Source organism: Paraburkholderia sp. MM5384-R2, from assembly GCF_014201025.1.
Classification (GTDB): domain Bacteria; phylum Pseudomonadota; class Gammaproteobacteria; order Burkholderiales; family Burkholderiaceae; genus Paraburkholderia; species Paraburkholderia tuberum.
This window is the reverse complement of sequence record NZ_JACHDI010000003.1, coordinates 279,654-291,516: the sequence shown is the minus strand read 5'-3', so window position 1 is coordinate 291,516 and position 11,863 is coordinate 279,654. Positions and strand designations below refer to the sequence as shown.

General features: G+C 64.9%; 11 protein-coding genes. 4 read left to right on the top strand and 7 right to left on the bottom strand.

Going from position 1 to position 11,863, the window contains the following annotated elements; all coding sequences use genetic code 11:
• Positions 1 to 63 precede the first annotated feature (63 nt).
• The 5 genes from HDG37_RS07405 to HDG37_RS07385 form a co-directional block, all read right to left on the bottom strand.
• Positions 64 to 276 (bottom strand): hypothetical protein, encoded by a 213-nt coding sequence (locus HDG37_RS07405; RefSeq protein WP_184045724.1) that lies wholly within the window; start codon positions 274 to 276, stop codon positions 64 to 66.
• 199 nt (positions 277 to 475) lie between these two features.
• A complete protein-coding gene (locus HDG37_RS07400; RefSeq protein WP_260332789.1) occupies positions 476 to 745 on the bottom strand; it encodes a hypothetical protein in 270 nt (89 codons plus the stop codon).
• 121 nt (positions 746 to 866) lie between these two features.
• Positions 867 to 2,267, bottom strand: coding sequence for a sigma-54 dependent transcriptional regulator (locus tag HDG37_RS07395; protein WP_184045722.1), 1,401 nt, complete (start codon positions 2,265 to 2,267; stop codon positions 867 to 869).
• Positions 2,268 to 2,536: 269 nt separating this feature from the next.
• The gene (locus HDG37_RS07390; RefSeq protein WP_018419790.1) at positions 2,537 to 2,788 is read right to left on the bottom strand and encodes a hypothetical protein; all 252 of its coding nucleotides are present in this window, start codon (positions 2,786 to 2,788) and stop codon (positions 2,537 to 2,539) included.
• Positions 2,789 to 2,846: 58 nt separating this feature from the next.
• Positions 2,847 to 3,164: a YqjD family protein gene (locus HDG37_RS07385; protein ID WP_184045720.1), complete on the bottom strand. Its 318-nt coding sequence runs from the start codon at positions 3,162 to 3,164 to the stop codon at positions 2,847 to 2,849.
• Between the two features lie 399 nt (positions 3,165 to 3,563).
• Here HDG37_RS07385 and HDG37_RS07380 point away from each other — a divergent pair, with 399 nt between their 5' ends.
• The 3 genes from HDG37_RS07380 to HDG37_RS07370 all read left to right on the top strand — a co-directional run bounded on the left by HDG37_RS07380 (position 3,564) and on the right by HDG37_RS07370 (position 6,073).
• A complete protein-coding gene (locus tag HDG37_RS07380) occupies positions 3,564 to 4,622 on the top strand; it encodes a sigma-54-dependent Fis family transcriptional regulator (protein WP_184045718.1) in 1,059 nt (352 codons plus the stop codon).
• A gap of 339 nt (positions 4,623 to 4,961) precedes the next feature.
• On the top strand, positions 4,962 to 5,540 hold the full coding sequence (locus HDG37_RS07375; RefSeq protein WP_184045716.1) for a hypothetical protein: 579 nt from the start codon (positions 4,962 to 4,964) through the stop codon (positions 5,538 to 5,540).
• Entirely contained in the window at positions 5,537 to 6,073 is a 537-nt protein-coding gene (locus tag HDG37_RS07370; RefSeq protein WP_184045714.1) for a hypothetical protein, read from the top strand. The genes HDG37_RS07375 and HDG37_RS07370 overlap by 4 nt, the downstream gene beginning before the upstream one ends.
• A 67-nt stretch (positions 6,074 to 6,140) precedes the next feature.
• Here HDG37_RS07370 and HDG37_RS07365 read toward each other — a convergent pair whose 3' ends face one another.
• Together HDG37_RS07365 and HDG37_RS07360 are read right to left on the bottom strand one after the other, a co-directional pair.
• The gene (locus tag HDG37_RS07365) at positions 6,141 to 7,487 is read right to left on the bottom strand and encodes an AAA-associated domain-containing protein (protein ID WP_026225663.1); all 1,347 of its coding nucleotides are present in this window, start codon (positions 7,485 to 7,487) and stop codon (positions 6,141 to 6,143) included.
• A 19-nt stretch (positions 7,488 to 7,506) separates the two neighbouring features.
• Positions 7,507 to 9,258, bottom strand: a complete 1,752-nt coding sequence (locus HDG37_RS07360) for an ABC transporter permease subunit (protein WP_184045712.1) — start codon at positions 9,256 to 9,258, stop codon at positions 7,507 to 7,509.
• Between the two features lie 790 nt (positions 9,259 to 10,048).
• Here HDG37_RS07360 and HDG37_RS07355 point away from each other — a divergent pair.
• Entirely contained in the window at positions 10,049 to 11,740 is a 1,692-nt protein-coding gene (locus HDG37_RS07355) for a sensor domain-containing diguanylate cyclase (protein ID WP_184045710.1), read from the top strand.
• The last annotated feature ends 123 nt before the right edge of the window (positions 11,741 to 11,863 follow it).

Genomic DNA, 11,863 nt, shown 5'->3' with positions numbered 1-11,863 from the left:
TGCGGAGGTCTTTCTTACCGGCATCCCGGTCGCCGGGAGACCCCGCCCGGGTGCTACGCTGCCTCAGGCATCCTGCTCCGAGCCCAGATCGCGCTGGTATTCGAGGCCTTCCTGACGCACCCCGCCCTGGTTGTGCTCGCCGTCCGGCGGCGTATGCGGGGCGATCCGATTCTGCGCGGCCGGGTCCGGCGACGCGACCGGCTCAGTCTCGACCTCGGCCGGCCGTGGCCCGCGCTTGGAGTGCCGCGCGGAACGTCGCAATGCGGGGTGTCTCATGATCGTGCCTCCGGGGGAAGCCTGCCGCTTGTCGCGGCATCCCTACAGTCTAGGGGGCGAAACCGTAAATTGCCGGTAAAACATGCGCCGGCTTTGTAACAAGTACAGCAATGCTCTGCACCGACCCAGGGCATGACGCCTTGCAGTGCGGATGTGATTCCATCGAGTGCGCGACAGGGCGCCGACATCGACGGTCGTATCAACATTGCCGCGGTCGCGACGGACGGTCGACGGCCTGAGGCGTTTGCGTTGGCTGCGGCGGCGGATCGCCGATCGGCGGCGTGACCGGTTCGACGGGTTCGATCGGATCGGGTGTCGGGCCGGGGATCGTGTCGGGTTCGGCCGGGTCCGGCGGCGCGATGGGCGGTGCAGTGGGCGGCTCGACCGGTTCGGGCCGATGAGCGTGCAACCGCCTGGACGGCGCGGAAGCGGCGGCGTAATGCGACAGATGCGGCGGCAGGTGCGGCATGTCGGTGACCTCGTTTTGCGTTCCACCGGAGCGCAGCAAGGCTTGTGCCGTTCGGGTGCCCGCCCGGAAGCCCGAGCGGGCGGATACTGGGGACGCGGATGACGTGCGAACGAGGCGCGAATCAGGCGTCCGCGCCGCCGAGTGCGCGTGATTCGTCGGTGGGATCGCCGTCGTCGCGCGCATCGTTGCCGTACTCGACGAGCCGGTTGTACAGCGTCTTCAGGCTGATGCCGAGAATTTCCGCGGCGCGCGTCTTCACGCCGCCGCATTGCTCGAGCGTCGCGAGAATCAGTTGACGGTCGGCTTCCGCGAGCGAGGTGCCGAACGGGATCGTGATCGCGGTGCCGGCCGCGGGCTTCGACAGCGTGATTTGCAACGGCACCGTCGCCGTGCTATCCGAATCCCCGCTCGACATGATGTGCGCGCGCTGCACGTAGTTCTTCAGCTCGCGCACATTGCCCGGCCACGGATACGACAGCAGCATGTCCTTCACCGCGACAGGGAAATGCTTCTTCGTGCCGTGACGCTCGTTGAGCTCATCGAGGAACGATTGCGCGAGCAGCTCGACGTCCTTGCCGCGATCGCGCAGCGGCGGCAGGCTGATCGGAAACACGTTCAGCCGGTGGTACAGATCGAGCCGCAGCTTGCCTTCGAGCACCGCCTGCTCGGGATCGCGATTGGTGGCCGCGATCAGACGCACGTCCGTTTCGATTTCCTTGGTCGTGCCGACGCGCATGAACATGCCGGTCTCGAGCACGCGCAGCAGCTTTACCTGCAGCTCGATCGGCATCTCGGTGATTTCGTCGAGGAACAGCGTGCCGCCGTTCGCGCGCTCGAAATAGCCCTTGTGCTGCCGGTCCGCGCCGGTGAACGAACCGCGCTCGTGGCCGAACATTTCCGATTCGATCAGATTCGGCGAAATCGCGCCGCAGTTGACCGCGAGGAACGCGTGCTTGCGGCGCAGGCTCAGCTCGTGCAGCGTCTGCGCGGCAACTTCCTTGCCGGTGCCCGATTCGCCGACGAGCATCACCGAGGCCGCCGTCGGCGCGACGCGGCTGATCTGGTCGTAGACCTCCTGCATCGCCGGCGAATTGCCGAGCATCAGACCGAAGCGGCCCATGCGGCGCAACTCGCCGCGCAGCGTGCCGATTTCGGCCTTCAGGTCGCCGGCGCGCGGCAGGCGCGACAGGATCGACTTCACGCGCTGCATGTTGATCGGCTTCACGAGGTAGTCGGCCGCGCCCATTTTCAGTGCGCTGACCGCCGACTCGACCGTCGCGTGGCCGGTGATCACGATCACTTCGACGCCGGAGCGCGGATCGAGATCTTCGAACAGATCGACCCCGCTGCCGTCGGGCAGCTTCAGGTCGGTGAAAACGACGTCCGGCATCTGCCGGATCAGTTGAATACGCGCTTCGCGCAGATCGCCCGCGGTGGCGGTGGTCAGCCCGTCTTCCCCGATGACGGCGGAAAGTGCCTCGCGGGTACCTGCGTCGTCATCGACTATGAGTACATGTGGCATCGCGTTTCGAAAGCCTGCAAGCGTGGGTCAGAAAATATGCGGAACATGCCAATCGGCATGCGGCTGGGTCCGGTCGGCTGCATGACGCGGAATCGACTGCGTTCCGTTCCGCCGACCATTTGATGAAAAATTGCAACAATAACGGCCAAATTCGCGCCAACTTCGACGTCATTGTTGTCTATTTGCCTATTATACGGCTTTATAAGATTCATTTAACAATCCCGTTCCGGGCGCCGGCCGCAGGCCGCGTTGCATTCGAGCGAACCGCGTCAGCCGCGCGGAAACGGCCATGCGCGGGGTTCGCCGTTGACCTGCCCCGAGCCGTTGGCGCTGTGCGAGGCGGGCGCCAGCTCGGTCGACAAAGTCGCCGGCGCCGCCACCGCGCCGCCCTCGTTTTCCCAGCGGCTCAGCTCGCGCGCCGGTGAGACCTGGCCCGTGCGCTTGTGTTGCACGTAGCGAACCGCCAGGAAGCCGCCGATTGCCATCAATGCGCCAAAGAAACCAATTGTGGGTCGTGTCATCATGAACTCCTTGGATCGTGATGCGGATGAATGCAGCCGTGCCAAGCGTGCGCCGCGTCTAACGGGCGACCAGCACGCCGAGCAGAAAACCGGTGCCCGCCGCGAGCGCGAGCGAGCGCCACGGGTTATGGCGCACATAGTGCTCGGTGCTGACCGCCGCCCCGCGATACCGGCGATGCACGTTGCGTTGCGCATCGCCGAGCGCCGATTGCAGCGTTTCCACGTGCGTGCCGAGCCGGTCGCGCAAGGCGTCGACGCCTTCGCCCGGCACGTTGGCGGCGAGCCGCAGCATTTCCTCCGAGTCCCTCAGCAGCACCCGAAGATCCTCGACGATCTTCTGTCCGCCGAGTGCAAGTTGTTGTGTGGTGTCAGTCATCGTTCACTCCTCGTCTGATTCGGCGTTCGTGCGTTGCCGCGGAATCGGTGCGTCGACAGGTGCAACAGTTCGGCGTTCGGGCGCACGATGCGGGTTGCCGGTTTGCGCTGGCCGGCGGCGCTGCGACGTAGCCGTCAAACCTCGCACGACTCGATCAAACGGTCAATGATGCAATGCATGTGCCCGGTATATTTACCGGCCCCAGCGCGCTGATAAAGCCAATTTCGCGCACTTTCGACCGATTGCGCGCAAGGCAATTTCAGCGGCTGCCAGTTCGATTGCCGGAATCGGTGTCGAAGTGGTTAAATCGTCTTTTACGAGACAGTGGCTGTACGGTCTATCGCATTCAAGGCCTGTGCGCCGCAACACGAACTCCATTTGCACAGGACTTCCCTTTTTATGGCGTCAATCGATCTGGACTCGCCCACCGTGTCCGCCGGTGGCAATGCTTCGCCACAAGCGAAGCAGCGCGTCGCGGACGCCGTCTCGGGACTGAAATCGTACGGGCTGCTGTACGGCTCGTCGCCGGTAATGCTCGATCTGTACGAACAGATCGAACGCGTCGCCGATACCGACGCGACCGCGCTGATCATCGGCGAATCGGGCACCGGCAAGGAGCTGATCGCCCGCACCATTCACGAGCGCAGCGGCCGCAAGGACGGCGCGTTCGTCGCCGTGAACTGCGGCGCGATTCCCGATGAGCTGATCGAAGCCGAACTGTTCGGCCACGAAAAAGGCAGCTTCACCGGCGCGGTCCAGGGCCGCGTCGGCTACTTCGAACATGCGAACGGCGGCACGCTGTTTCTGGACGAAATCACCGAAATGGCGCCGGTGCGCCAGGTCAAGCTGCTGCGCGCGCTCGAAACCGGCACGTTCTATCGCGTCGGCGGCAACGAGTTGATCAGCGGCAACGTACGCGTGATCGCCGCGACCAATCGCGACCCCGCCGTAGCCGTCAAGGAAAACGGCTTGCGCGAGGATCTGATGTACCGGCTCGCGGTGTTTCCGCTGCGCGCGCCGCCGCTGCGCGAGCGCGAAAACGATCGCGAGCTGCTCGCGCAACACTTCCTCGCGCAATTGAATCAGCAGGAAGGCACCAACAAGAGCTTCAGCAAACGCTCGATCGAAACGCTGCGTTCATGGTCGTGGCCGGGCAACGTGCGCGAGTTGAAGAACGCCGTCTATCGCGCGTTCATTCTCGCGGAAAAGACGGTCGAATTGCCGCATCCGCATCTTGCGTCGCGAGTCAAGAAAGCGGTCACGCAAGGCAATACGATGAGCGTGTGGATCGGCACGCCGCTCGCCGACGCGCAGAAGCAGATCATTCTCGGCACCCTCAAGTACTGCGGCGGCGACAAGCGACGCGCTGCCAAAGCGCTCGGCGTGAGCCTCAAAACGCTGTACAACCGGCTGAGCGCATACGGCGACGAAAGCGGGGAAGACGAAGCCGACTCATAGGCACGGTGCAACGCGAGCCGTCCGCCGATGGCGGCGGCCAGCTGTTGCGCTGTTCGTCATGATCCTTTCGCCGCGCGTTTCGCGGCACCGAATTCACCTGCTCAACGTCTCACGCCGACGGCAAATTCACCTGATGTCCCAAATACCTGGCAGAGCCAGGTAAGCCCGCCCATGCGACAGAAAACATCGCAGCGCACGATGTTTTGCAATTTCTTGCATTTTTTCGCTGCCAATTACAAAACGCATCCTGCACAATGCGGCTGCGTAATGAACGACGTGTCCTTCGTTTACACGCGCGAAGCGTGAACGCAGGCACCTGTACGGGCGGGGACGGGAGAAATGCAAAAGAACATGGTGTGGGTTGTCAACGCGAAGTCCGTTGTCGCTGGCAAACGCCCCCACGTAACAGCGCTGATCGCGCTGGCGCTGGCGGTTTCGTCGGCATTGAGCGGCTGTAGTTCGTTGTACACGGAAGGCGCGGTTGCGGGCGCCGGTGTCGCGGGCGCCGCGGTCGCCAGCAAGGTCACCAGCAATGCGGCGGTCGCGACCGGTATCGGTCTTGGCGCGGTCGCCGCCGCGCGTGCCGGTGTGCAGTACTCGGAGCGCGTGGTTCACACGAATACGCAGAACAGCATCGCGCAGGCGGCCGGTCCGCTCGAGGTCGGCGCGGTCGCCCCGTGGAGCATCACCCACTCTTTCCCAATCGAAGACGACGAACACGGCCGCGTGACCGTCAGCCGTCTGATCAGCACCGGCCCGCTCGACTGCAAGGAGATCGTCTTTTCCGTCGATCAAAACGCAACGCGCGACAAGCCCGCGAGCAGCGCGTTCTACATCGCATCGGTTTGCCGTGATGGTAAGGACTGGCGTTGGGCATCGGCCGAACCCGCCACCGAGCGCTGGGGTGCGCTGCAATGAAATTGCGTTCGCTTGGCGTTCCGATGGGTGATCGGATGCGGCTCGTCGCAGCCGGCGCGCTATGCGTCGGCGCGAGCCTGCTGGCGAGCGGCTGCGCGTCGATCGGCGCGGCGAGCGGCGCGGCGGCGGGTGTCACGTCGGGCCTCGTGACCAGCAATCCGGCCGTCGCGCTCGGCGTCGGCGTGGCCGTGCAGGCCGCGACCGACGAAGCGGTCGCGCGCTACATGCGCAGCATGCACAAGGATCAGCAGGATCTGATGGCGGCGCTGGTCGGCACGATGCCGGTCGGCGAAACGAAACCGTGGTCGGTCAAGCACACCTTGCCGATCGAAAACGGCCATGGCGAGGTGCGCGTGACCCGCGCGTTCAGCTCGGCGCTCGCGCTGTGCAAGGATTTCGTGTTCTCGGTGCAGGACGGCGACGGCCCGAACGCGCCCGAGAGGTGGTTCACGGCGAGCGCGTGCCAGCAGGACAAGGGTTGGAAATGGGCGACGGCCGAGCCGGCGGTTGCACGCTGGGGCAATCTGCAATAAAAAAACGGCGAGGTTTTCCTCGCCGCTTTTTTGTCTGAACCGCAGTCGTTTCCGCGGCAACCCAGGCTTAAGACTCCACGTCTTCCAGACTGAAGATTTCGGTCTGGTCGTTATACGAAAAGATCTCGCCGTAACGGCCCCAGTTGATGACCGCGTCGAGCGTCTCTTCCGCCGCGCTGTCCGACAGGAAGTCCTCGAGCTCCTGCTCGAAACGCACGCGCGGCGCGCGATGTCCGGGCCGCTCGTTCAACACCTTCTTGATCCGCGCCGCGAGCGGCACGTGCCGCAGCAGATGCTCGGCGAACATCATCTTCCGTTCCTGCGTGCCGAACTCGGAGAACACGCGCGCCGGCGGCGTCAGGAAAATGTCGCCCTCGCGCACGTCGGCGAAACCGAGGTGCTGCAGCACTTCGGCGATCGGGAACAGATCGTCGACCTCCAGATGCAGCGAGCGCGCGATTTCCGGCATGTCCGCGCGGCCGTGATACGGCGCGGCGGCGAGCGTTTCGATCAGACCGGCCATCAGGTTGGTCGACACGTGCGGCAGCCAGCTACCGAGCTCCAGCCCCTTCTTGGTCTTTTCGTCGGTCTGACGCGCGGTCATCTTCGCGTAGATCTCGTCGACGAGGCGGCGGAATGCCGGGTCCAGACGGTTGCGCGGATGCTTGAACGGCACCTTGATCTCGGCGATCACGCGGCCCGGGTTCGACGACAGCACCAGAATGCGGTCGCACATGAACACCGCTTCCTCGATGTTGTGCGTCACGATCAGCACCGCCTTGATCGGCATGCGCCCCTGCGTCCAGAGATCGAGCAGGTCGGTACGCAGCGTTTCGGCGGTCAGCACGTCGAGCGCGGAGAACGGCTCGTCCATCAGCAGCAGCGTCGGATCGACGACGAGCGCGCGCGCAAAGCCGACGCGCTGGCGCATGCCGCCCGACAACTCGCGCGGATACGCGTTTTCGAAGCCGTCCAGGCCGATCAGGTCGATCGCGGCGAGCGCGCGCGTGCGCCGCTCGGACGCGCCGACGCCTTGCGCCTCGAGACCCGCTTCCACGTTCTGCAGCACGGTCAGCCACGGAAACAGCGCGAAGGTCTGGAACACCATCGCGACACCCTTGGCCGGGCCTGCGAGCGGCTTGCCCATGTACGTGACTTCGCCGTCGGTCGGCTCGATCAGACCGGCGATGATGCGCAACAGCGTCGACTTGCCCGAGCCCGAACGGCCAAGCAGGCCGACGATCTCGCCCTCGCGCAGCGACAGATTCGCGTCGTCGAGGACGAGCAGTTCGCCCTGCGTCTTGTTGAAGCCGCGGCACACGTCCTTCACGCGCAGGATTTCCTCGCCGAGGCGCGGGGGCTTCGGCGGCGTCTGGATCGGCGCGGCGGTCATAGCAGCTTTAGGATTTTGCATCGCGTTAAGCCTTCATTCCTCAATCTAGACGGAGCTTGCCTTCGGCGTAGGCGTACATCGGACGCCACAGCAGACGGTTGAACAGGGTCACGAACAGGGACATCACGGCGATGCCCACGATGATCTTCGGATAGTCGCCCGCCGCGGTAGTCTGCGCGATATAGGCGCCGAGGCCATGCGCGGCGACCTTGGTATCGCCCCACTGCACGAACTCGGCAACGATGCTCGCGTTCCACGCGCCGCCCGACGCGGTGATCGCACCGGTGACGTAGTACGGAAAAATGCCCGGCAGCATCGCCTGACGCCACCACTGCCAGCCGCGAATGTGGAAATTCTTGGCCGCCTCGCGGTAGTCGTTCGGATACGAGCTTGCACCTGCAATCACGTTGAACAGGATATACCACTGCGTGCCGAGCACGATCAGCGGCGACAGCCAGATGTCCGGATTCAGGTGAAAGCGCACGATCGCGATCACGAATACCGGGAACAGCAAATTCGCCGGGAACGCCGCGAGGAACTGCGCGAGTGGCTGCATCTTTTCCGCGAGCGCGGGGCGCAGGCCAATCAGCACGCCGACGGGCACCCAGATCACGGAAGCGATCGCGATCAGCACGACCACGCGCAGGAGCGTGATCAGGCCCAGCACGAACACGTGGCCGATCTCGTCGAGCGTCACGCCGGTCCGCACATACAGGAACACGCGGTACACCACATACACCGTGGCGAGCAGCACGATCGCCGCCCAGATGATGTCGCCGAGCTTCGAGTTCTTCTCGCGCTGCGGGATGTGAAAGCGCGGTGCGCTGAACGCCGGCAGTTGGAAGCGCACCCGAGCCGCGCGCGCGAACATCCAGCCGAGCGGCACGAGCAACCGGTGAATCAGCCGCGTGCGGCGGATCAGGTCGAGCAGCCACGATTCCGGCGCATCGCCCGAACTCGTGAACTCCATGCGGAACTTGTCGGCCCACGCGACGAGCGGACGGAACAGCAACTGGTCGTAGGCGAGAATCACGACCGTCATCGCGAGGATGACCCAGCCGATCGCGTGCAGGTTCTTGTCGCTGATCGCCTGCGCCAGGTAGGCGCCGATGCCCGGCAGCGTAACCGTATGATTGCCGACCGTGATCGCTTCTGAAGCCACGACGAAGAACCAGCCGCCCGACATCGACATCATCATGTTCCAGATCAGGCCGGGCATCGAGAACGGCACTTCGAGTTTCCAGAAGCGCTGCCATGAAGTCAGATGAAAGCCGCGCGAGACTTCGTCGAGATCGCGCGGCACCGTGCGCAGCGACTGATAGAAGCTGAACGTCATGTTCCACGCCTGGCTCGTGAAGATCGCGAAGATCGCGGCGAGTTCGGCGCCGAGCACGCGGCCCGGGAACATCGCGAGGAAGAACGTGACCGTAAACGAGATGTAGCCGAGCACCGGCACCGACTGCAGGATGTCGAGAATCGGCACCAGCACGAGACCGGCGCGGCGGCTCTTGGCGGCCAGCGTCCCGTAGACCAGCGTGAAGATCAGCGACGCGACCATCGCCGCGAGCATGCGCAGCGTGGTGCGCATCGCGTACTCGGGCAGGTTGGCCGGATCGAGCGAGATCGCCTGCGTCTTTAGCGTCGACATCGGCGCGAGCGTCTCGTGAAAGCCGATCGACGCCATCGCGATCAGGCAGATGATCAGCGGGAACGCGACGAAGTCCCAGCGGTTGGGCAACACGCGCCATGCCGACGCATTGGCGGTGCGCTTCAGGTCGAAGCTGAAATCCATCAGATGCCCTCCCTCTTCAAACAGGCATTCGAACGCTCGAAGGAGGCCGCGGCTGCTCCGCGGCGGTCTATGGGTCGGTCCGGAAAGCGGAAATCAGGCATGGCAAAACGCGCGTGCGTGGTAAATCGTTAGCGTTGGAGACACATGGGCCGGCAATGGACAGGTTCGTGAACGCGTCGGCCACGACCACAACCATCACGCCGAACTCCTGTCGCCGCGGGCGCCGCCCGAGGGCTGGCGGGCTTTCCTCGTTTTGGACGGCACGACACTACACCATCCTATGTTTCAGGCACAACCTTTCGCCGCAAATTGCGATACGGCCTCGCGAGGCCGTGGCGTAAGGCTTCAGCAAGCCCCGGCACGCGTCGCCGCGCCGCACTGTACTCTGCTGCCGCGTGCTTCAGCGTGACACGTCGCGAGGCCGTCTCGCGGCGTGGCGCGCAAGCCACATCGGCGCGTCGCCCCCGGCCATCCGGCCATCGTCGCTCGATCGCTTCATTGGCCCGCACAGCTATCAAGAAAGCGGCGCGGTTGCCGTTAAGAATCTGATCGGCGCGGCATATGCAGGCGGCATCCCAGCAATAACGGTGGCATCGTGCCCCGCGACGGTTAAAATCGGGAAACGACGTACCTGTTTATCAGCGGTTCATCCCGGACATGGCGACGGCGCAGCGCACCTCGCTCGCGACGGGACGAAACCGCAGCTGATGCAGATAACGACACAGCGTTGAGAGCGCGCTGCCCACGAACGAGCAAGTTGCATGTCACAGCCAGACGGATCAGAGGGTCGATGAACAGGACAACCTTGCGCCAGGTAGCCGGGCCGGTCAGCTTCGTGCTGATCGTACTCGTCTGCTGGTTCGTGGCTGGCATGGTCGCGGACCGGATGGTACAGCAAGAGCTGGACGCGGCGTTGCACACGCAGCGGCAAATGTCCACGTCGATCGTCGACAACATGGCTGAAGTGATTGCCAGCGACCTCGCGATGTCCCGCGCCATCCCCGCAACCATGGCCGAAATGGACGTGGTCCAGCGTGCCCTCGTGCAATCGCAGAATTATGCCGTGAACAGCGAGGCGGCGGAACCCGCCTTGCGATCCGCCTTGCTCAAGGATCCGAAGATGGCCGGGGTCAGCAGGTTCCTGCACGAAGCGCAGGGCTTCTCCGGGCTCGATCAGGTCTGGATCGTCAACGCGAACGGCATCTGTGTTGCGTCGAGCGGCACGATGTCGAACCCCGAGGGTGCGCAGCAATCGTTCGTCGGCGTGGACATGCGCGCGCGCGGCTATCTGACCAACGCGCTGCTCGGCGCATTCTCCGAAGCCTACGGCGTGGGTCGCGCGAGCGGCGAGCCGGGCATCTTCATCGCCGCGCCGGTGTATGCGGACGGGCTGCTGGTCGGCGCGGTGGTCGCGAAGGTCGGCATCGCGCGGTTGCGCCATTGGGTCGCGCACGCGGGCACCTTCGTGTCCGACGACAACGGCGTCATCATCATGGCGCACAACAGCGCGCTCGAAGGCCACGCGTTGCCGAACTCGCGCGTCACGCTGATGAGCCCCGCCGAGCGGCGCATCATCTACCGCCGGGAGACGTTCCCCGACATGCTGATCCGCGAAGACACGCAAGTGCGTGAGCAGGCGCCGTGGGTGCCGGCGTCGGTCGCCGCGCAGCTGTTCGGCATGATCGAACAGCCGGCCCCGGCGCTCTATCAGAACCGCGGCGGCCTGAACTCGGGGCTCTCCGCGCACCTGGTCGATCCGCTCGCCGCGTGGCCGGAGCTGCTGCGCAACCACAAGCGCGACCACCTGCTGGTGTTCCTGACGCTGGCCGGCACCGTCGCGCTCGCGTGGGTGATCACCGTGTCCTACGTACGCGAGCGGCGCCACCATCGCGCGACACGCGATCTCGCCGAGCAGTTGCAGTCGGCCAATACGCTGCTGTCGGCGGAGGCGCGGCACGATGCGTTGACCGGCGCGCTGTCGCGGCGCTATTTCCTCGACCTGCTACGCCACGAGATCGATCGCGCGCACGCGGGGCGCGAGCCGCTGTGCATGGCGATCGCCGATCTCGACCACTTCAAGCAGATCAACGACCGCTTCGGCCACGCCGCCGGCGACCGCGCGCTCGAACATTTCGTCGATACGTGTCGCGCCGAGCTGCGTGGCTCCGACGCGGTCGGCCGGCTCGGCGGCGAAGAGTTCGGCCTGCTGCTGCCGGCCACCGATCTGACGGGCGGGCGCGAGGTCGTCGAGCGTCTGCGGCTGCGGTTGAAAGCGGTGCCCTCGCCGAAGCTGCCGGCCTCGGCGGGGCTGAGCGTGAGCATCGGCATCACCGAACTGTCGCCCGACGATCTGCCCGAGCGTCTCATGAGCCGCGCCGATACCGCGCTGTATGCGGCGAAGACCGGCGGACGCGACCGCACCGAAGCACTGCCGCCCGACGATACGGCGCCGCCTACGCGCACCGCGGTGAATGCCTGGTGAATGCCTGACGCTCGCCGAAATATTCAGCGCGCGACGGTATCGCCCTCTCCGCTCAGCCAACCCACGCCGACCCCTGCCCCGTGCTGAAAACGACGCCGAGCCTCCCGCAACGAAGCAGGTATC